Annotated in this window: 18 protein-coding genes; 11 read left to right on the top strand and 7 right to left on the bottom strand. The window is 35.3% G+C overall.

The window, feature by feature from the left end:
* Positions 1-26: 26 nt before the first annotated feature.
* On the bottom strand, positions 27-914 hold the full coding sequence (locus ACFX5E_RS06200; protein WP_379854317.1) for a DMT family transporter: 888 nt from the start codon (positions 912-914) through the stop codon (positions 27-29).
* Positions 914-1264, bottom strand: a complete 351-nt coding sequence (locus ACFX5E_RS06195; RefSeq protein ID WP_379854316.1) for an arsenate reductase family protein — start codon at positions 1262-1264, stop codon at positions 914-916. Before ACFX5E_RS06195 ends, ACFX5E_RS06200 begins: the two co-directional genes overlap by 1 nt.
* A gap of 75 nt (positions 1265-1339) precedes the next feature.
* Between ACFX5E_RS06195 and ACFX5E_RS06190 the strand changes: the two genes are divergently transcribed.
* The gene (locus ACFX5E_RS06190; RefSeq protein WP_379854315.1) at positions 1340-1798 is read left to right on the top strand and encodes a DinB family protein; all 459 of its coding nucleotides are present in this window, start codon (positions 1340-1342) and stop codon (positions 1796-1798) included.
* A gap of 163 nt (positions 1799-1961) precedes the next feature.
* Here the strand turns inward: ACFX5E_RS06190 and ACFX5E_RS06185 are convergent, their stop codons facing one another.
* On the bottom strand, positions 1962-2705 hold the full coding sequence (locus ACFX5E_RS06185; protein ID WP_379854314.1) for a DUF3298 and DUF4163 domain-containing protein: 744 nt from the start codon (positions 2703-2705) through the stop codon (positions 1962-1964).
* A 104-nt stretch (positions 2706-2809) separates the two neighbouring features.
* Here ACFX5E_RS06185 and ACFX5E_RS06180 point away from each other — a divergent pair, with 104 nt between their 5' ends.
* Complete coding sequence (locus ACFX5E_RS06180) at positions 2810-3955, top strand: cystathionine gamma-synthase (protein WP_379854313.1); 1146 nt, start codon at positions 2810-2812, stop codon at positions 3953-3955.
* A gap of 120 nt (positions 3956-4075) precedes the next feature.
* On the opposite strand, the gene ACFX5E_RS06175 is transcribed toward ACFX5E_RS06180, so the two are convergent.
* On the bottom strand, positions 4076-4876 hold the full coding sequence (locus tag ACFX5E_RS06175; RefSeq protein ID WP_379854312.1) for a THC0290_0291 family protein: 801 nt from the start codon (positions 4874-4876) through the stop codon (positions 4076-4078).
* Between the two features lie 278 nt (positions 4877-5154).
* Between ACFX5E_RS06175 and gdhA the strand changes: the two genes are divergently transcribed.
* The 8 genes from gdhA (at position 5155) to ACFX5E_RS06135 (ending at position 15342) form a co-directional block, all read left to right on the top strand.
* Positions 5155-6498 carry an NADP-specific glutamate dehydrogenase gene (gdhA, locus tag ACFX5E_RS06170; protein WP_379854311.1) on the top strand — a complete coding sequence of 448 codons (1344 nt, stop codon included), beginning with the start codon at positions 5155-5157 and terminating at the stop codon, positions 6496-6498.
* A 212-nt stretch (positions 6499-6710) separates the two neighbouring features.
* A complete protein-coding gene (porZ, locus tag ACFX5E_RS06165; RefSeq protein WP_379854310.1) occupies positions 6711-8999 on the top strand; it encodes a type IX secretion system anionic LPS delivery protein PorZ in 2289 nt (762 codons plus the stop codon).
* A gap of 53 nt (positions 9000-9052) precedes the next feature.
* Positions 9053-9766: a DNA repair protein RecO gene (gene recO / locus ACFX5E_RS06160; protein ID WP_379854309.1), complete on the top strand. Its 714-nt coding sequence runs from the start codon at positions 9053-9055 to the stop codon at positions 9764-9766.
* A gap of 110 nt (positions 9767-9876) precedes the next feature.
* Entirely contained in the window at positions 9877-10338 is a 462-nt protein-coding gene (locus tag ACFX5E_RS06155; protein WP_379854308.1) for a hypothetical protein, read from the top strand.
* Positions 10328-10531, top strand: a complete 204-nt coding sequence (locus tag ACFX5E_RS06150; RefSeq protein ID WP_379854307.1) for a helix-turn-helix transcriptional regulator — start codon at positions 10328-10330, stop codon at positions 10529-10531. The genes ACFX5E_RS06155 and ACFX5E_RS06150 overlap by 11 nt, the downstream gene beginning before the upstream one ends.
* Before the next feature lie 268 nt (positions 10532-10799).
* On the top strand, positions 10800-14270 hold the full coding sequence (ileS, locus tag ACFX5E_RS06145; RefSeq protein ID WP_379854306.1) for an isoleucine--tRNA ligase: 3471 nt from the start codon (positions 10800-10802) through the stop codon (positions 14268-14270).
* A 6-nt stretch (positions 14271-14276) separates the two neighbouring features.
* A complete protein-coding gene (locus ACFX5E_RS06140) occupies positions 14277-14657 on the top strand; it encodes a TraR/DksA family transcriptional regulator (protein ID WP_379854305.1) in 381 nt (126 codons plus the stop codon).
* Positions 14658-14742: 85 nt separating this feature from the next.
* A complete protein-coding gene (locus tag ACFX5E_RS06135) occupies positions 14743-15342 on the top strand; it encodes a lipoprotein signal peptidase (RefSeq protein WP_379854304.1) in 600 nt (199 codons plus the stop codon).
* Positions 15343-15644: 302 nt separating this feature from the next.
* Here ACFX5E_RS06135 and ACFX5E_RS06130 read toward each other — a convergent pair whose 3' ends face one another.
* From ACFX5E_RS06130 to ACFX5E_RS06120, 3 genes are all read right to left on the bottom strand, one after another.
* Positions 15645-16208, bottom strand: a complete 564-nt coding sequence (locus ACFX5E_RS06130; protein WP_379854303.1) for a 5-formyltetrahydrofolate cyclo-ligase — start codon at positions 16206-16208, stop codon at positions 15645-15647.
* Positions 16153-17439, bottom strand: coding sequence for a pyridoxal phosphate-dependent decarboxylase family protein (locus tag ACFX5E_RS06125; RefSeq protein WP_379854302.1), 1287 nt, complete (start codon positions 17437-17439; stop codon positions 16153-16155). The genes ACFX5E_RS06130 and ACFX5E_RS06125 overlap by 56 nt, the downstream gene beginning before the upstream one ends.
* A 119-nt stretch (positions 17440-17558) precedes the next feature.
* Positions 17559-18542, bottom strand: a complete 984-nt coding sequence (locus ACFX5E_RS06120) for a succinylglutamate desuccinylase/aspartoacylase family protein (protein ID WP_379854301.1) — start codon at positions 18540-18542, stop codon at positions 17559-17561.
* 127 nt (positions 18543-18669) lie between these two features.
* Between ACFX5E_RS06120 and uvrC the strand changes: the two genes are divergently transcribed.
* Positions 18670-20469 carry an excinuclease ABC subunit UvrC gene (gene uvrC, locus ACFX5E_RS06115; protein ID WP_379854300.1) on the top strand — a complete coding sequence of 600 codons (1800 nt, stop codon included), beginning with the start codon at positions 18670-18672 and terminating at the stop codon, positions 20467-20469.
* The last annotated feature ends 5 nt before the right edge of the window (positions 20470-20474 follow it).

Here is a 20474-nt window from a genome sequence, read left to right as displayed (position 1 = left end):
ATTCTAAATCAACGACTGAACACTGATTACTGAACACTCTTTTTTTGTGTCACCAAATAAACACCCACAAATATCAAAACTGCGGAACCAATTTTCACCAAACTCAATTCGTCTTTGCCTAAACCAATTGCGAAAATGGTAGCAAATACAGGTTGTAAATAAATAAAAACGGCAACCGTGGTTGGTTTTAATTCTTTCATCGAAAGCAAATTCAGTAAATAGGTCAGAAAAGTCGAAAAAACCACCACAAAGCCGATTTTCCAGCAAATATCAATTGGAACCAAAGCCCAGTTCACGGTTTGAAATTGGCTCCAGCCAAAAGGCAAAACCATGATAAAACCGAACAAATAAATCCATTTTACAAACGTAAAAGCATTGTATTTATCCATTAATTTCTTGACGATAATTAGATAAAATCCATACGAAATGGCGTTGACCAAAACCAGAAAATTTCCCATACCGGCATTGGTGGCACTACCAATTGATTTTCCGTAAAGAATAAGAAAAGCGGTTCCTATTAAACCCAAAACGATTCCCAGAACCATGCGGTTTTTCATGCGCTCTTTCATGATAATGGCCGAAAGTGTTAGGACAATCATAGGCGTCGAGACCATGATTACCGCAGCACTAATGGGAGAAGTAAGGCTCAATCCTTTGAAAAAAGTTAGCATATTCAAAGCCACACCAAAGAAAGCCGCAGCAATAATTCTAGGAAAATCATTGAGTGCGATTTTTTCCTTCGGCATAAAAAGCCATGCCAGCCAAAATAAAATCACTGAACCGCCTACGCGTAATAGTATGAAACCATAGGCGTCAATATACAACGGCATGACATCTTTGGCAATGGTAAACGTAACGCCGTAAATTATGGAGACAATGGTGGCGCCAATAAGGGCTAGATTTCTTTTGGACATTATGCCAAAGCTTTCATTACCTGCAACATATTTTGCTGGGTGTTGCCAATATAAATTTTGTTTTTGATGATAAAAACTGGGCGGCTCAGGAACGTATAATGTTCCAGAATATATTTTTTATAATCCTCTTCGGTCAAGGATTTATTTTTTAAATCCATCGATTTATATAGCACTGCTTTTTTGCTGAAAAGAGCTTCGTAACTGCCCGAAAGCTCGCGCATTTGTTCCAGTTCTTTTACAGTAATTGGGTCTTGTTTGATGTCGTGAAATTTAAAATCATGTTCTTTAGGTAATGATTTTATAATTTTTCTGCAGGTGTCGCAAGAAGCGAGATAGTATATTATGTCCATGTAAATAGCGATTTCTTTGTGCAAAGAAAATTCATTTGACACTGAAAATGATTATTTTTATCAAAAAAATAAAAAATGAATCAATTATTCGACGTCAGTGCCACAAGCAGAAATATGGTTTCAAAATTTCTATCGGGATATAATCTTGACCAACTCAACACGATTCCGGAAGGATTCAGCAATAATTTGATTTGGAATATTGGACACATTATCGTGGCACAACAAATGTTAGTGTATAAGCTTTCTGGTTTGCCCATGATGATTTCTGATGATTTGGTTGAGAAATACAAAAAGGGAACCAAGCCGGAACATATCGCTACACAAGCTGAAGTGGATGAAATTAAATCTTTATTGTTTGAAACCATTAATCAAACCAAAGTGGATTATGACAATAAAATTTTTAAAAACTACATGGAATATACCACTTCAACCGGCGATCATGTTTTGAGAAATGCTGAGGATGCTATGGCTTTCAGTAATTTCCATGAAGGACTCCACATTGGGATTATGATGAATATTCGAAAATTTATTTAGGAGCTATTTTACTTCGTCAGGTCGGTTCGCTCGTGTCCCGCTATTCGTTGCAATCTTTTACTTTTTAAAGAAAAAAGTAAAAGGGTTTTCACTGTTAACGGGGGCTAGGCAATCCTTATAAAAATACTGTTTGGTCTTTAAAATATTTTTTAAAGACCATTCACTATTTAATTGCCAAATATTCGTTCACTTCATTATAAGACAACAATAGTTCCTTCGGTCCATCAGAATAAGAGGCTACTTCATAAGGGTTGTAATGTAAAAGCAGGCCTTTGTCTGTGTAAAAAATGTTTTGGGGAAGTTCGAATTTTTCGTTTTCAAATTGATATCCCGTTGCGTTTATGGGTTGGTTTTCAGGAATTTTATATTTGGCTCTGAATTTCTTTTCGGCGAAAGCCTTGAACGCATTTCTGCCTTTAAATAATTTATTGGTTGGAATCGATTTTCCCGTTTCCGGATCAAAAATCAAAGAACGTAAACCTTGATAGCCATGAGCACCACCAGTATAAGTGTAATGCTTGATTTCGATATTTAAAATACTGTCGGACTGATATTTTACACTTCCTTCAATTTTTGCTTCCCATCCAAAAACATCCTTTGGGTATTCTTTCTGCAGTTTTTCGTAGGAGCCAATAAACGAAGCAAGCAGTCCTTTGTAATCAGTCGATGTATAAGGCTTTTCGCCAAAATAAATAATCTCTTTCAAAACAGAAAATACTTTTTTATTGATGCTGTCAGCTACGACCGGAACGTCTTTTGCGACCGGAATCCGCACACTGATTTGAGGACACTCTTTTTTGCAAGGCAAAATTGTTTTTTTCTGAAAAAATTGGTCTTCAAAAGTTAATTCTTTAGAGCAACGAGTCATTGAAATAAGCAGTACGGCAAAAATTATAATGTGTTTCATCTCAAAAATGTTAATTAAATACAAAGGTATCAACTTGCGGCTTGGATAGAATAAATTAAAGGGTAAATTTGTGAAACAATTTCGCACTTTAAAATTTAACACATATGAAATTCAATACAAAAGCCATTCACGGTGGTCAGCATCATGATCCAAGTACAGGAGCCGTTATGCCTCCGGTGTATCAAACTTCAACATTTGTACAGACAAGTCCCGGTAAACCATTAAATCCAGATTATGAATATAGCAGGGCTGCAAATCCTACAAGATCGGCACTTGAAAATGCATTAGCAAGTATTGAAAACGGAACACGAGGTTTAGCTTTTTCGTCTGGATTAGCTGCCACAGATTGTCTTTTACGTTCTTTTAAATCCGGTGATGAAATCATAGCCATGGATGATTTATATGGCGGTACTTACAGAATGTTTACCCGTATTTATAAAGATTCGGGAATTAAATTCCACTTTGTTGATATGAATGATATGGAGAAGTTCCAGTCATTAATCAACGAAAACACAAAGTTAGTTTGGGTAGAAACACCAACAAACCCGCTAATGAAATTGGCAGATATTCAAGAAATCGCCAAAATCACAAAAGAAAAGAAAATCCTTTTTGCTGTAGATAATACTTTTGCGACTCCATATTTGCAAAAACCTTTAGACTTAGGAGCTGATGTTGTGATGCATTCCGCAACGAAATATCTTGGCGGGCATTCTGATGTTATTGCTGGTGCGTTGATTGTAAAAGACGAAGCGCTGGGCGAACAATTGCATTTTCAACAATTTGCTACAGGTGCTACTCTTGGGCCAATGGATAGTTTTTTGGTTCTTAGAGGAATAAAAACACTGCATTTACGCGTGCAAAGACATTGTGAAAATGGAGAAAAAGTGGTAGAATTTTTAGACAATCATCCAAAAATAAAAAGGGTATATTATCCAGGATTGCCAAGTCATCCGTATCATGAAATTGCAAAAAAGCAAATGAGTGGTTTTGGAGGAATGGTTTCCTTTACTTTTGCTTCAGGCAAAAAAGAGGATGCCATTAAATTTTTAGAGAATCTGAAAGTTTTCACTTTGGCAGAATCTTTAGGCGGAGTAGAATCGTTAGCAAATCATCCCGCTTTGATGACTCACGCCTCGATTCCGGAAGAAAAAAGAAAAGAAATTGGAATTACAGATGATCTGGTTCGATTGAGCGTAGGTATAGAAGATGCGGAAGATCTAATTGAGGATTTGAAACAAGCTTTGGCTTAATTTATTAAAATATTTTTCTCTCCTTCAGATATGTTTTGGAGAGAATAAAAAATCCCAATTCTATCCCGAAGTGTCGGTATTAGAATTGGGATTTTGTTTTTTATATTAATTGTATTTCCACTATTGTAAATAATAAATGTAACCAAAATTAAACCAAACTAACCAGTCATTAGCTTTGTTTTCTTTGTAAATAGCTGGATTAGGATTTAAACCGTCAACCCAATTGGAGAAAAAATACTGAAATCTTAAATCGACCATCAAATCCCTTAATGGGCTTAATTTATAACGGGTTCCCACACTTGAAATCACTGACCAAACCGAGCCTCCCTCGGTAGAAAAACCGTATGGGCGACCATCAGTCGGGGTTAAATATTTAGGGAAGGTAGTCCTTGGAATTCCTAAAGGTCCCATAGTTGAAGATGCTTTGGCATTATAATAACTGAATTGAGCTCCAAGACTTACGAACGGTCCTAATTTTCCAATTGTTGCTGTAAAATCACGGATGCTTAAAGGGAAATATTCTAATTGCATTCCTACATTGGTAATGGCAGTGCTTCCGTACATTGCTTTTAGTTGCTCTTTGCCTGATGAGGGCTTACCTTCTACCCATCGTCCAAAATGTTTCAATTCGGTTTGGTTATAAGATAGTTCAGTTCTTAATTTGAAATGATCGTTAAAATAAGTTTCCGGAGTGTAACAATTACAATCAGCTCTGTAAGAAAAATTTATATAATGAATAATACCAACTCCAATTCCTGTATTTCCTGCATTAGTTTTTAAATCGTGGCGTTCTCCATAGTCAGATTGAAAGGCTATAGGCCCAGCAATAACACCTATCTCATGGGAGAATCCAAATTGTGCATTTGAATGATGAGAAAAACTCAATAGGATGAATAAAAGTATTAGTAAGTGTTTAATCATTATGATTTAAATTTTCAAATCTTCACAAATATATAAAAACATCACTCATTAAATAAAAAAAATAAAATTTAAAAATAAGTAAACAAATTCTTGTTTGATTACGAAAACTATACCGTTTTCTGGATTAATAACGTTTAAGAAGAGGATTTCTTGTTATTTGCTTAATAAAAAGATAATTCTATTGATAAAATAAAAAAAATGGATGCAATATTCATAGAAGACGTATATTTGTGGTCACTAACGAAAACGTTTTCTTAAACGTTAATAATCTATTAATCATGTCACAAAGTATTACTACTTTTATCGAATCGGTTGCTAAAAAGAATCCGAACGAGCCGGAATTTATGCAGGCAGTTTTAGAAGTTGCTGAAACAGTAATTCCTTTTATAGAACAAAATAAAAAATACCAAAACAAAATGCTTTTGGAAAGAATGGTCGAGTCAGATCGAATCATTATGTTCCGCGTAACTTGGATTGATGATAAAGGTGAAACTCAAGTAAATAGAGGGTATCGTATTCAGATGAATTCAGCTATTGGACCATATAAAGGAGGGCTTCGTTTTCACCCTTCAGTAAATTTAAGTATTTTGAAGTTTTTAGCTTTTGAACAAACGTTCAAAAACAGTTTGACTACATTGCCAATGGGTGGTGGAAAAGGAGGAGCTGATTTTGATCCAAAAGGAAAATCGGATAATGAAGTAATGCGTTTTTGCCAAAGTTTCATGACAGAATTGTGTAAACATATTGGTGCTGATACAGATGTTCCTGCTGGAGATATTGGTGTTGGAGGAAGAGAAGTAGGTTATATGTTTGGTCAATACAAAAGAATCAGAAATGAATTTACAGGTGTTTTAACTGGTAAAGGAATTTCTTTTGGGGGATCATTAATCAGACCAGAAGCTACAGGTTACGGAGCGGTATATTTTGCACAAAGTATGTTGGCTACAAAAGGAGATAGCTTTACAGGAAAAACAGTTGCAGTTTCTGGTTCAGGAAATGTGGCGCAATATGCTACTGAAAAAGCAACTCAATTAGGTGGAAAAGTAGTTACTATGTCAGATTCTGCAGGATATATTTATGATGCTGATGGAATTGATGCAGAAAAACTAGCTCACGTAATGGTAATCAAAAATGAGTTAAGAGGTAGAATCAGTGATTATGTAACTAAATATCCAAATGCAAAATATGTTGCGGGGAAACGTCCTTGGGATGTGAAATGTGATATTGCATTACCATGTGCCACTCAAAACGAATTGAATGAAGAGGAAGCAAAAGCTTTAGTAGCTCAAGGATGTATCTGTGTTGCTGAAGGAGCAAATATGCCAACTACACCGGATGCAGTAATTGTATTTCAAAAAGCAAAATTATTATTTGCTCCAGGAAAAGCATCAAATGCTGGTGGAGTTGCAACTTCAGGTTTAGAAATGTCTCAAAACTCATTAAGATTGAGCTGGAGTTCTGAAGAAGTAGACGAAAGATTGAAAGGAATTATGTTGAATATTCACGCTTCTTGTGTGAAATATGGTTCTGATGAAACTGGATATGTTGACTATGTAAAAGGAGCAAACATTGCAGGATTTGTAAAAGTAGCTGATGCTATGCTAGCTCAAGGGGTGGTATAATATTGTTTTTGATTTTAGATTATTGATTGCTTCGCCTGTTCGCCATTCTGGCTCGGGCAACGATTTATGATTTGTGAAATTTGCAATCTAAAATCATTTCAAAACCTTCTTCCGTTTGTTCGGGAGAAGGTTTTTTTAAATTCTCTTGTGAGATGAAATCTGCAATCTAAAATCCTTTATGTTATATTTGTATACCAATATTTAGGCAAATAATGAAAAATAGGCTTTTACATTTTGTAGTATTACTTACATTACAGTTGGGTTTTGCCCAGAACAATTTCTTGTGGCAGGGCTATTTTTCTTATAATGAAATCACGGATCTTTCTGCATCTTCGACTACAATTTATGCGGCTTCTGAAAATGCATTATTTTCTAAAAATACTGCAACAGGTCAAATTAAAACCACCAATACTGTCGACGGCCTTTCTGGGGAGACAATTTCATCGGTATATCATAGCGAGATCTTCAATAAAACAGTAGTTGGTTATGAAAATGGCTTGATGATTGTCATAAATGAAGCGGATGGCAGTATGCTGAATGTAGTTGATATTATTAACAAACAACTTCCTCCAAACATAAAAAAAATCAATCATTTCATGGAATTTGAAGGCATTGTTTATGTCTCTTGTGATTTTGGAATTGTTCAGTTCAACTTGGCCACTTTGCAGTTTGGCGACACTTATTTCATTGGTACTAATGGTGCAGAAATAAGCATATCACAAACTACAATACACAATGGGTTTATATATGCCGCGTCAAATACAGGGATAAGAAGAGCCGCTATTTCCAATAAAAACTTAGTGGATTATAAGCAATGGGAGTTGATTGGGACAGGAAGTTGGTCGGGTATAACAATTTTTGGTATGGATTTATTTGCTGTTAATACTGCAGGATACATTCACAAATACGATTCTAATTTCAATACTTTTTTAGGATATACAGCTCTTGCGCAACCTTCATTAGACATGAGAGCCAAAGCTAATTATTTGTTGGTAACAACTGTAAATAGCATTTATATTTACAATAGTCAAATGATGCTCATTCGCCAAATAAATACGAACCAAATTACCGAAAGTAATCCGACTTTTACTTGTTCGACAATTATAGGGGACACGATTTTTATTGGGACAAAAGAAGACGGGATGATTACGACTTCTCTTTCTTCAACTGCAATTTTTGAAAATAATACTCCAATTGGACCTTTAAGGAATAATATATTTGCAATCCAAGCTACATCAAATTCACTTTGGACAGTTTATGGCGATTATAATGTGGATTATAATCCGTACGATTTAGATGATTTTGGCATAAGTAAATACAATGCTTCGGGATGGTTAAATATTCCTTATGAGAAAGTTCTTGGAGCAAAATCATTAGTGAGAATTATCGTGAATCCTAATGATGAGAATGAAGTTTATATTGGCTCCTCTTACTCTGGTTTGTTAAAGATGGAAAATGATACGCCATCAGTTTTATATAACCAAAAAAATAGTGGGCTAGAGCAGATTTCATTTATACCAAATTATTTTAATGATGTGAGAATAAACGGAGCTGTGTTTGACAAATCGGGAAATTTATGGGTCAATAATAGTTTGGTCAATAACGGTATAAAAGTTTTAAAGGCAGATGGAGCATGGCAAAGTTTCTCTACAAAACCAATACTAATTGATCCTGAAAAATGCAGTTATGGGAGAATGACAATCGATAAAAATGGGACTAAATGGCTAACCACTAATAAAGATGGAGTTATAGGTTTTAACGAAAACAACAATAGATTTAAAAAAATCACATCGGGAGCTGATACTGGCAATTTGCCAATTGCTGATGCAAGGGTCGTTGCTGTAGATACCAGAAACCAACTTTGGATAGGAACTACAAAAGGCTTGCGAATTTTGCCTAATGTTGGAAGCTTCTTGACGGATGATAAATTAACTACTAGTCCCATCATTATTTTAGAAGATAATCTGGCGCAAGAGTTACTTTACGAACAATTTATTACGGATATTGTTGTTGACGGATCCAATAACAAATGGATTGGAACCGCGGATTCGGGTGTGTTTTTAGTCTCACCAAGCGGACAGGAAACCAAATATCATTTTACAACAAACAATTCGCCTTTGCCTAGTAATGTTATAAATGACATTGATATAAACAGCGTGACAGGCGAAGTTTTTATAGCAACTGCTAAAGGTTTAGTTTCTTTCAAAGGAGTCTCGACTGCTGCAAATGATGATTTAAGCAATGCTTTTGTGTATCCAAATCCTGTACGGCCTGATTATCAAGGAACCGTTAAAATTTCGGGATTACTCGATAAAGCCAATATAAAAATCACGGATATTGAAGGAAATCTTGTTTTCGAAAAAATATCAGAAGGAGGAACAATAGAATGGGATACTACTGCTTTTGGAAAATACAAAGTGGCTTCAGGAGTGTATATGATTTTTATTTCGGCGCAAGACGGGGTGGAAACCAAAGTTAAAAAAGTAATGATAATCAGGTAATTAAGAAGAATGAATTTTTCAATCTTTAATTTTTCAATCTTTAAATTAAAATTGTGTTAGTTAAAACCAAAGCCATCGTCATTTCGTCCTTAAAATTCCAAGAGAAAAGCTTGATTGTGAAATGCTTTACACTTTCCCATGGTTTGAAATCCTATTTTGTTCGGGATGCTTTCTCAAGTCGAAAATCCAATCAAAAAATTGCGTATTTTCAACCGATGACTATTCTTGAAATAGAAGCTGTTCATAAAAACAAAGGTACCTTAGAAAATTTCAAGGAGATTAAAATTGCGTCTTCTTTTCATGCGATACATTCGGATATTTACAAAAGCACAATCGTGATGTTTATTTCCGAAATTCTGCACCATTCTATTCACGAAGAAGAAAAAAACGAACACTTATTTACGTTTTTAGAAACCGCCTTGCATTGGTTGGATAATCACGACGAAATTGCTAATTTTCATTTGATTTTAATGTTGGAAACCACAAAATACCTCGGTTTCTATCCCGATATTTCCGATATTGATATGCCTTTTTTCGAAATGACCGAAGGTGTTTTTACGCCTTTCCACGCCATCAGTTCACTTACCGAACATGAAACTAATTTGTTTAAAAAATTGATCGATTTAAAATTCGATAATGATCAAAAAATATTTCATGTCATTGAAAGGCAAATTGTTTTGAAGATATTAATTGATTATTATAGTTATCACCTTGACGGATTCAAAAAACCAAAATCTCTGGACGTTTTAAAAGAAGTTTTCTCTTAAAGATTAAATTTTCTATTAAAATTTAATTTCGCATCAAAAAGTAAAGTATATTTGTCTTTTAATCTAGTTTGCTGTTCTTTATGGAAAGCAGGCTTTAACTAATTAACTTTATGGAACTAAAATCAAAAACACAAGGAGATATCGAAAGTATTAATAACATTACAGGTTTCCAGCTGCCTTATAAATTTAAAATTTATGGTTTGGTAGTATTCATTGTTTCAATGATTTCATCAATCCTGCTTGAGATTTATTTAGAGGAATATAAATACAACGATTTAATTAAAAGAATAGCTATTTCAACAGCAATTGTAGGATTGCTCATAATTTCAATTTCAAAAGAAAAAATTGAAGATGAGTTAATTTTAAAACTCCGAATGCAATCCTACAATTATGCAGTTCTAGGAGCAGTGATAGTTTATTTAACGATGCCTTTTATTAACTTGGCTATTGTAGCTAGTTTCTCTTCAATTCCTAAAATGGATGGAAGTAAAGATGTTGCAGTTTTAGGACTTTTGCTAACTATTCAGATTCTTGCTTTCAGGAAGTTAAAAAAAGCGTATAGTGAAGAATAGACTAAAAGTAGAACGCGCCATTTTAAATTTAACACAAGAGGAATTAGCAGTAAAAATAGGAGTTTCCAGGCAAACTATAAATTCAATAGAAACCAATCGTTTTGTTCCATCATCAGTTCTGGCGCTAAAATTATCAAGGGTGTTTGGAAAATCAGTTAATGATTTTTTCGAACTGGATGATGATGATAAATAGGGGTTAAATGCTTTAATTTCATAAGAATTTGAAGTGAATACAAAGTCTTTAAAAACAAAGACACTTTATAAAATTTGATAGAAATTAAGAAATTAAAAAACCAAAATCTTTGGACGTTTTAAGAGAAGTTTTCTCCTAAAATGGACTATTGTCGGTTTTATGTAGAGTTTTATCGAATTCTCTTCTCAATTTTGTCTATTTTCTCTCATCTTTTCTTTCTTTTATTCAAAATTCCTTACTTTCGCACCTCGATTTAGAAAAGGATAAAATGAGCACAAAATTTACTGAATACAAAGGACTTGACTTACCATCTGTGGCGTCAGAAGTTCTGGATTTTTGGAAGAAAGAAAACATATTCGAGAAAAGCGTAACCACTCGCGAGGGTAACCCACCATTCGTATTTTTTGAAGGTCCGCCTTCGGCAAATGGATTACCGGGAATTCATCACGTAATGGCGCGTGCTATTAAAGATATTTTTTGCAGATATAAAACTCAAAAAGGGTTTCAAGTGAAGCGTAAAGCAGGTTGGGATACTCACGGTTTGCCTGTGGAATTAGGTACTGAAAAAGAATTAGGGATTACCAAAGAAGATATAGGAAAAACCATTTCCATCGAAGAATACAACGAAGCGTGTAAAAAAACCGTGATGCGTTATACGGACGTATGGAATGATTTGACCGAAAAAATGGGATATTGGGTTGATATGGAAGATCCGTATGTGACCTATAAATCCAAATATATGGAAACGGTTTGGTGGATTTTGAAACAAATCTACAACAAGGATTTGATGTACAAAGGTTACACCATTCAACCGTATTCTCCAAAAGCAGGAACAGGATTATCTTCGCATGAAGTGAATCAGCCGGGAAGTTATAGAGATGTAACAGATACAACTGTTGTGGCGCAATTTAAAGTGATTGAGGAACATAAAGAATTATTGTTCTCTAAGTTTTACGATTATATCACTTCAAAAAACTTGCAGCATTACAAATTAGAAGCTTTAGATTTAGATGAAATCTATTTCTTGGCTTGGACGACTACACCTTGGACTTTGCCAAGTAATACAGCTTTGACTGTAGGTCCAAGAATCGAATATGCTTTAGTGAAAACATTCAATCAATATACGTTCCGTCCGGCAACATTGATTTTGGCTAAGAATTTAGTTGGAAAACAATTTGGGAAAGGTTTCTTCGAAAGTAGTGAACCAGCTGATTTTGAAAATTTCAAAGAAGGCGACAAGAAAATTCCGTATCAGGTTTTGGCAGAATGTAAAGGAGCTGATTTAGTTGGAATAAAATACGAACAATTGCTGCAATTTGCATTGCCTTATCAAAATCCAGAAAATGCTTTTAGAGTAATTTCAGGGGATTTTGTGACTACAGAAGATGGAACAGGAATCGTGCATACTTCGCCTACTTTTGGTGCTGATGATGCAAAGGTAGCCAAAGAAGCTACACCAGAAGTTCCGCCAATGTTAGTTTTGGACGAAAATGGAACTCCGGTTCCGTTAGTAGATTTACAAGGAAAATTTACTTCGCACGTGGGAGAATATGCCGGTAAATATGTAAAAAACGAATATTATAACGAAGGTGAAGCACCGGAACGTTCGGTAGATGTTGAAATCGCCATTCGATTAAAAGAAGAAAATAAAGCGTTTAAAGTAGAGAAATATGTCCACAGTTATCCACATTGCTGGAGAACAGATAAGCCTATTTTGTATTATCCTTTGGATTCTTGGTTTATAAAAATCACAGAGGTTCGAGACAGAATGTTTGACTTGAACGAAACCATCAACTGGAAGCCAAAAGCTACTGGAGAAGGACGTTTTGGGAATTGGTTGAAAAATGCCAATGACTGGAATTTATCGCGCTCAAGATATTGGGGAATTCCTTTGCCAATCTGGAGAACCGAAGTCGGTCCCGACGCTTCGGGAGAAGAGATTCTGATTGGTTCTGTAGAAGAATTATACAACGAAATTGAAAAATCTATCGCTGCAGGTTTCCAAAAAGAAAATCCTTTCAAAGGTTTTGAAATTGGGAATATGGCGGAAACAAATTACGATTTAGTTGATTTGCATAAAAATGTAGTTGATGAAATTACTTTGGTTTCTGCTTCTGGCAAACCGATGAAACGGGAAGCTGATTTGATTGACGTTTGGTTTGATTCGGGTTCAATGCCTTATGCACAATGGCATTATCCATTTGAAAACAAAGATAAAATTGACCAAAACAAAGATTTCCCAGCTGATTTCATTGCAGAAGGAGTGGATCAAACGCGTGGTTGGTTTTATACGTTGCATGCTATTGGAACCTTGGTTTTCGATAAAGTAGCGTACAAAAATGTAGTTTCTAACGGATTGGTTTTGGACAAAAACGGACAAAAAATGTCTAAACGTTTAGGAAATGCGGCAGATCCATTCGAAACATTAAAAGAATACGGTCCTGATGCTACGCGTTGGTATATGATATCGAATGCGAATCCTTGGGATAACTTGAAGTTTGACCTAGAGGGAATCGCTGAGGTTCGACGTAAATTCTTCGGAACTTTATACAACACGTATTCGTTCTTTAGTTTATATGCCAATATTGATGGTTTTACTTTTGCGGAAGCTGAAATTCCAGTAAATGAAAGACCTGAAATTGACCAATGGATTATTTCAGAATTGAATACTTTGGTGAAAGATGTGGATGGTTTTTATGCGGATTATGAACCAACGAAAGCAGCTCGTGCCATCTCTGAATTTGTACAGGAAAACTTGAGTAACTGGTACGTACGTTTGTGCAGAAGACGCTTCTGGAAAGGGGAATATGCGCAGGACAAAATCGCAGCTTATCAAACCTTATATACTTGCTTGTTGACCATAAGTAAACTAGGCGCACCTATTGCTCCATTCTTTATGGATAAACTTTACAGAGATTTAACAGTAGCAACACAGTCGGAAAAATACGAGAGTGTACATTTGGCAGAGTTCCCAATTTCGGTTGAAAACTATGTTAATAAAATGTTAGAAAGCAAAATGCAGAAGGCACAGACCATCTCATCATTGGTTTTGTCACTCCGAAAAAAGGAAATGATAAAGGTCCGTCAACCGTTGCAAAAGGTAATGATACCAGTACTTGACGAGAATCAGAGAGCTGAAATCGAGGCCGTTTCTGACCTTATAAAAGCAGAGGTAAACGTAAAAGAAATCGTACTTTTGGACGATGCTTCGGGTGTTTTGGTGAAACAAATTAAGCCTAATTTTAAGGCACTTGGACCTCGTTTTGGAAAAGATATGGGATTGATTTCCAAAGAAATACAGGGATTTTCTAAGGAACAGATTGCTCAATTGGATAAGGAAGGAAGTCTAAATATTGTTATTGCAGGAAATAACGTAATTTTAACTTTAGAAGATGTAGAAATAACATCACAAGATATTGAAGGTTGGCTTGTTGCCAACGCTAACGGAATAACGGTTGCGCTTGATATTACAATTTCTGAGGAGTTGAAACAAGAGGGGATTGCAAGAGAATTGGTAAACAGAATTCAGAATATCCGTAAAGATTCAGGATTTGAAGTTACTGATAAAATTAAAGTTCAATTGAAAAGAAATGGACTTTTGGAACAAGCAATTCTTAAAAATGTAGACTATATTAAATCGGAAACATTAACCAGTGAATTGGTTTTTGTAGATGAAATAGAAAACGGTACGGAAATTGAATTTGACGAAATAAAAACAATGATATTAATTTCAAAATAACACAAAATGGTAGATGAAGCTACAAGGTACTCTGACGCTGATTTAGCGGAGTTCAAAGTGATAATACTTAACAAAATACAAAAAGCACAAGCAGATTTAGATTTGATAAAAAGTGCTTACATGAATGATTTGAATAATGGTACTGACGATACATCGCCAACTTTCAAAGCATTCGAAGAGGGAAGTGAATCCATGTCCAAAGAAGCAAACTCACAACTGGCGATTCGTCAGGAAAAGTTTATTCGTGATTTGAAGAATGCACTCTTCCGTGTAGAAAATAAAACATACGGTGTATGTAAAGTTACAGGTAAATTAATTGGGAAAGAAAGATTGAAAATCGTTCCTCACGCTACAATGAGCATCGAAGCAAAAAATTTGCAAAGATAAACCACTTGTTGTGTAATATTTAACGCTCCTAAGGGAGCGTTTTTTTTGATTAAATTGTTACTTTTGCGCCATTAAAATTTATAAAATGTCATTACGAAAAGCGTATCTACTTATTTTTATTATATTACTTGTTGATCAAGTTTCAAAAATATACATCAAAACTAATTTTATTTTAGGCGAGGAAGTTGAAGTATTCAAATGGTTTAAAATTCTTTTCATCGAAAATGAAGGAATGGCTTGGGGTACCGTAATTCCCGGAGTTTACGGGAAATTATTTCTGACTCTTTTTAGATTAGTAGCCGTTGGTGGAATTGGATACTGGTTGTGGGATTCTGTGGAAAGAAAACACAGCTCTAATTACTTAATTGTAGCAATTGCATTAATCCTTGCAGGAGCTTTTGGAAATATAATTGATTCTGTTTTTTACGGAGTTATATTTGATGACAGTCAACAGCAACTGGCCACATTGTTTACAGACAGACCTTACGGAACATGGTTTCACGGCAAAGTAGTCGATATGTTTTATTTTCCTTTTTGGCAGGGAGATTTACCTAATTGGGTACCAATTTGGGGAGGAAGAAATTTTACTTTTTTCAACGCGATTTTCAACATTGCCGATATGGCGATTTCCACTGGTGTAGGAATCTTGATTTTTTTCAATAAAAAAGCATTTCATCACAAATAGATTTAACTTTCATAAAAATAAAAAAGACCTATTTCATAACTTGAAATAGGTCTTTTTTTTATTTGTTGTGTCCAGGTGCATACCGTTTAGCGCTTTTTCCACCATATATTTTTTTTGCTTGTCCTGGTGGAAGTTTTTTGGCCTTATAAGAAGTTCTGTTCGTGCCCGTTCTTGTGTGAATAGAACAGTTTGATAATGAAATCGCAAATACGGCAACTAGAATAGTTATTGCGAATCTAGAATTTTTAAATATTTTCATAGTTTAATTTGGTTTTATCCGCTGCGAAAGTACGGATAAAAAACTAAAACGAATAAATTGAATTTGGCGTAACGCAAAAATTCAATTGAATATCATCTTCAAAAATATCTGTGATTGATTCTTCGGCTTCAAAATAGGAAAGCCCAATTTTGATTGTATCCGGTTTGCATTCAGACAAAAATTTGTCATAAAAGCCCTTTCCGTAACCCACACGATGTCCTTTTTTATCGAAAGCCAAAAGCGGGACAAAAACGACATCAATTTGATTGGAAGGAACTTTAATTCCGTCAACAGGTTCCGGGATGTTGTATTCGTTTTTCTTGATTTTGGTATTGTCCGTAAGCAAAAAATGGGTCATTTTTCTAGAGTCAAAATCACTTTTAGAAATAATGATTTCCTTGTCTTTACCGGAAAGCAGATGCAGCATAAATTCGGTATTTACTTCCTGATGTTCCGTTATGGGCAAAAAAATATGAAAATAGTTTTTCTCCCAAACAGGAAGTTTCAGCAGTTTATTGGCAATTGCCAAACTCATTTCCTCCAACTCATTTTCAGAAAGTTGCTTCCGTAATGTTTTGTATTTTAGTCGTAATTCCTTTTTTAGCATGAATGGTAGCTTTTAAATCGATTATAAAAGTACATAAATGATCCACTTCAACGTGGTCCATAATCACAATTTTATACCATTGATTGCCATTACCGTGTTTTTGAGGGACCAAATCGTATTTTTCTTCCAATGCTTTAGTGATGTGTTCTGAAGGAATGGTTACAATGTTCATATACGGTTCCCTGAAATAAGCCAGATTTAATTCATCTAACTGTTGACATAACCACTCGGTTCGCATTTGTAAAACGCGTATTTTTTCACACCATCCAAAAGGACCGTAGGTAAACAATATCATCCATACTGCTATTGCATTTGCCCCGGAGCGACTTCCACAAAGCGTCAAATCCATTCCTTCGACATATTCAGCTTCTTTGGTCAGTACGTTTTCGATCAAACCTTTTCGGCAAATAAACACGCCGGTTCCATATGGAGCCTGAAGCATTTTGTGTGCGTCAATGGTTATGGAGCTGATTTTTGGATTCTCAAAATTGATATTGCAATTTTTATTGCTAAACGGATATACGAATCCGCCATAAGCTCCATCAATGTGCAATTTGTATGTCAGCTGGTGTTTTTCCAGTATCTGGATATAATCGTCCGGATTATCTACGGCACCAAACATGGTTGTTCCCATGTTTGAAACTACGATGAAATATTTTTTCCCTCGTTCTTTTGCATTGATAATGATATTTTCAAGTGAAAAAACATCAATGACACGAGTTTTAAAATCAATAGGGATTTTTAACCAATCGAGCATTAATAAATTGGCCGCTTTCGGAATGGAATAATGCGTATCTTCTGAAGCAATAATTGCTATTTCATCGGGTTTTGCATTCAGTTTATACATAAAATAATTGCGATACATCCAGATGGCTTGTATGTTTGCTTCCGTTCCGCCGGGAGCAATGTAGCCGTCAAAAGAATCGGGTTGTGCTTTGAAAATATCCACGGCAAGAACATTTAAGACTTCCCGTTCCATTTCCTGAGTTCCTTTGAATGCTTTTTCGGAAGTACCAAGGGTGTGGCATCCAATATGGTTGGGATTGGCAACATAGGATTGGATAGTAGGAGCATCTTTCAGGAAAGGCGCATCACTATTGAATACTTTTCCGTCTAATTTAGACGCAGGATAACCCAAAGAAGCATCATGGGCAAAATTCACGTTTTCGTTCAACGCTTTTTGAATGCGCTCTTGTCTTTCTTTTTGGGATAATTTTTTCCAGAATAGCATACGTAGTAGTTTTAGTCAAAACTACCGGGATAAAACGATAAAAAATATGATAAATGTTAGGTTTTTGTTTTTCTAAAATGGTTTTGATTACTAAAAGGAGTGTTCACTGAAAACGGATTTTATTCCTCTCCATTTTCCGCAGTATTTGACATGTGATAAATGGCATCGCCTTCATATACAATAGGCGAAAGATTGGCGTTTATTACGTAGCCATCATTTGGTGCTTTTACCTTTCGTTCAAATTTTCCATAAGGATCCGTTATGGTTGCCAGGACTGAACCTTTCTTCAGAAAGGTGCCTATGGTATTGTAATCGTGTAATAAACCGGAACATTTGGCTCTGACCCATCCCGATTTCTCAATATAGATGGTTGGCGTTTTTTGTTGGATCACATTATGTTTTGGATCTAACATGTCAAGATGGGAAAGCAATCGTTTCACTCCATTAACACCTTCATCTGCTATATGATTATTGATATCCAGGGATTTTCCACCTTCAAAAAGCAGCATTTTCACATTTAATTTTTCGCTGGCATTCCTAAATGAACCCGAAATATTTTTGGAATACAAAGTAAATGGGGCGTTGAAAACATCAGCCAGTACTTTTAGTTCTTCATTATGTTGTGTAAGGCGAATTTGTGGCGCATTGAATCGGCTGGCTCCACCGGCATGAAAATCTACTGCGTAATGTACAATTGGCATGATTTCAGTCAAAATATGAAAAGCAAATCGGCTGGCTAAGGAACCGGTTTTGCTTCCTGGAAATACTCGGTTTAAATCTCGACCGTCAGGAAATTCTCTTGATTTATTAACAAATCCATATACGTTTATAATTGGAATGCAGATAATGGTTCCTTTTTTGGGTCTGTTTATTTTTTTGCTGATAAGTTGGCGAACGATTTCTACGCCGTTGATCTCGTCACCATGAATTCCTGCTGAAAAAAGCACGACAGGTCCATCAATTTTAGAACGACGAACAATAACTGGGATGTTTAATTTGGTTGTGGTATGCAATCGGGCGATTTCCACATTGATGGTCTTGCTTTCGCCTGGAATAATGCTTTCGCCAAAAATTACTATTGGGGCGGAATTATTTTTTATCATAAGTTCTTGAAATCATAAAAATAAGGATAATAACCAATTAGAAACAAAAATTCTGATAAAACTTTCATCAGGAAGATTTCGAGCGTATTGATTTGTATTTCGGGATTTTTGAGATTAACTTTGTTACATGATTTTAGCAACTTTATCCCTTCAAATCCAAACCTTGCCCGATAGTCCCGGTGTTTACCAATATTATGACAAGGAAGGGAAAATCTTGTATGTTGGCAAAGCCAAAAATTTAAAAAAGAGAGTCTCTTCTTATTTTAACAAAATTCACGATACAGCCAAAACCAATGTGCTTGTAAAGAAGATTGTAACCATAAAACACATTGTTGTTCCCACAGAAACCGATGCCCTTTTATTGGAAAATAACCTGATAAAAACCTTGCAGCCACGATACAATGTGTTGTTGCGGGATGATAAAAGTTACCCGTGGTTGTGTATCAAGAAAGAACCTTTTTCGCGCATTTTTGCAACTCGTAGAATGGTAAAAGACGGGTCGGAATATTTTGGACCTTATACCAGTTTCAGGACGGTGAGTACGATTCTGGAACTTATCAAAGAATTGTATCCGCTTAGAACCTGCAATTATGATTTGAGTAAAAGCAATATCGAAAGCGGGAAATTCAAAGTTTGTCTCGAATATCATATTGGGAATTGCATGGGGCCTTGTGAAGGTTATGAAAGTTTAGAAAATTACCAAAAGCAAGTGGATGCGATTCGAGAAATCCTAAAAGGGAATTTCAAGGAAAGCATGAAAGATTTTAAGCGTGTCATGACGAATCTTGCAGCCGAAATGCATTTTGAAGAAGCGCAAAAAATCAAAGAGAAAATAGAAGTGCTGGAAAATTACCAATCCCGTTCCACGATTGTAAACCCTAAAATCACCAATATTGATGTGTTTTCGATAGTTTCTGATGAAAGTGCGGCTTATGTGAATTTTCTTCAAATTTCACATGGTTCGATAATTCGTTCGCATACGATGGAAATCAAAAAGAAACTCGATGAAACCGATGAAGAATTATTAGAATTGGCAATTATCGAATTGAGAGAGCGTTTTCACTTGCTGTCGCGAGAAGTTATCGTTCCATTTCATGTTGACTTGGGAGAAAACATAAAAATTACCATTCCACAATTGGGGGATAAAAAGCAAATATTGGATTTGTCGATTCGAAATGCTAAGTTTTACCGAATCGAACAATTAAAACAATTACAAATTGTAGATCCTGATCGCCATACCAAAAGGATTATGGCGCAAATGCAAAAAGACTTGCGATTGCCGGTGGAGCCGAGACATATTGAATGTTTTGACAATTCGAATATTCAAGGAACGAATCCAGTGGCGGCTTGTGTAGTTTTTAAAGATGGAAAACCAAGCAAAAAGGATTACCGTCATTTTAATATAAAAACGGTCGAAGGGCCGGACGATTTTGCTTCGATGACTGAAGTTGTTTACAGAAGATACAAACGATTGCTCGATGAAAATGAACCGCTTCCGGATTTAATTATTATTGATGGTGGTAAAGGACAATTATCATCGGCGTTGAAAAGTATAGATGAATTAGGCTTGCGAGGAAAGATTACGATAATAGGAATTGCAAAACGATTGGAAGAGTTATTTTATCCGGGTGATTCCATTCCATTGTATTTGGATAAAAGATCAGAAACCTTGAAAATAATCCAGCAATTACGCAACGAGGCACATCGTTTTGGGATCACACATCACAGAGATAAAAGAAGTAAAGCGGCACTGAATTCTTCCATAGAAAGCATTCCTGGCATTGGGGAAAAAACAATGCTCATTTTAATTCAGCACTTTAAAAGTGTTAAAAGATTGAAGTTGGCTACAGAAAAAGAAATTTCTGACGTTATAGGTATATCAAAAGCCAAAAAAATTGTCGAATTTTACAAGGCAACAAATGACTAATTAAT

This window comes from Flavobacterium xylosi (genome assembly GCF_042787345.1).
Lineage (GTDB): Bacteria > Bacteroidota > Bacteroidia > Flavobacteriales > Flavobacteriaceae > Flavobacterium > Flavobacterium xylosi.
Note: the sequence above shows the minus strand (reverse complement) of the source record. Positions and strands in the feature narration are given on the sequence as shown.

What these genes read in the sequence shown, in the direction of transcription:
- ACFX5E_RS06200 (WP_379854317.1), bottom strand. Translation starts at nt 914, where the DNA reads ATGTCCAAAAGAAATCTAGCCCTTATTGGCGCCACCATTGTCTCCATA.
- ACFX5E_RS06195 (WP_379854316.1), bottom strand. Translation starts at nt 1,264, where the DNA reads ATGGACATAATATACTATCTCGCTTCTTGCGACACCTGCAGAAAAATT.
- ACFX5E_RS06190 (WP_379854315.1), top strand. Translation starts at nt 1,340, where the DNA reads ATGAATCAATTATTCGACGTCAGTGCCACAAGCAGAAATATGGTTTCA.
- ACFX5E_RS06185 (WP_379854314.1), bottom strand. Translation starts at nt 2,705, where the DNA reads ATGAAACACATTATAATTTTTGCCGTACTGCTTATTTCAATGACTCGT.
- ACFX5E_RS06180 (WP_379854313.1), top strand. Translation starts at nt 2,810, where the DNA reads ATGAAATTCAATACAAAAGCCATTCACGGTGGTCAGCATCATGATCCA.
- ACFX5E_RS06175 (WP_379854312.1), bottom strand. Translation starts at nt 4,876, where the DNA reads ATGATTAAACACTTACTAATACTTTTATTCATCCTATTGAGTTTTTCT.
- gdhA (WP_379854311.1), top strand. Translation starts at nt 5,155, where the DNA reads ATGTCACAAAGTATTACTACTTTTATCGAATCGGTTGCTAAAAAGAAT.
- porZ (WP_379854310.1), top strand. Translation starts at nt 6,711, where the DNA reads ATGAAAAATAGGCTTTTACATTTTGTAGTATTACTTACATTACAGTTG.
- ACFX5E_RS06155 (WP_379854308.1), top strand. Translation starts at nt 9,877, where the DNA reads ATGGAACTAAAATCAAAAACACAAGGAGATATCGAAAGTATTAATAAC.
- ileS (WP_379854306.1), top strand. Translation starts at nt 10,800, where the DNA reads ATGAGCACAAAATTTACTGAATACAAAGGACTTGACTTACCATCTGTG.
- ACFX5E_RS06140 (WP_379854305.1), top strand. Translation starts at nt 14,277, where the DNA reads ATGGTAGATGAAGCTACAAGGTACTCTGACGCTGATTTAGCGGAGTTC.
- ACFX5E_RS06135 (WP_379854304.1), top strand. Translation starts at nt 14,743, where the DNA reads ATGTCATTACGAAAAGCGTATCTACTTATTTTTATTATATTACTTGTT.
- ACFX5E_RS06130 (WP_379854303.1), bottom strand. Translation starts at nt 16,208, where the DNA reads ATGCTAAAAAAGGAATTACGACTAAAATACAAAACATTACGGAAGCAA.
- ACFX5E_RS06125 (WP_379854302.1), bottom strand. Translation starts at nt 17,439, where the DNA reads ATGCTATTCTGGAAAAAATTATCCCAAAAAGAAAGACAAGAGCGCATT.
- ACFX5E_RS06120 (WP_379854301.1), bottom strand. Translation starts at nt 18,542, where the DNA reads ATGATAAAAAATAATTCCGCCCCAATAGTAATTTTTGGCGAAAGCATT.
- uvrC (WP_379854300.1), top strand. Translation starts at nt 18,670, where the DNA reads ATGATTTTAGCAACTTTATCCCTTCAAATCCAAACCTTGCCCGATAGT.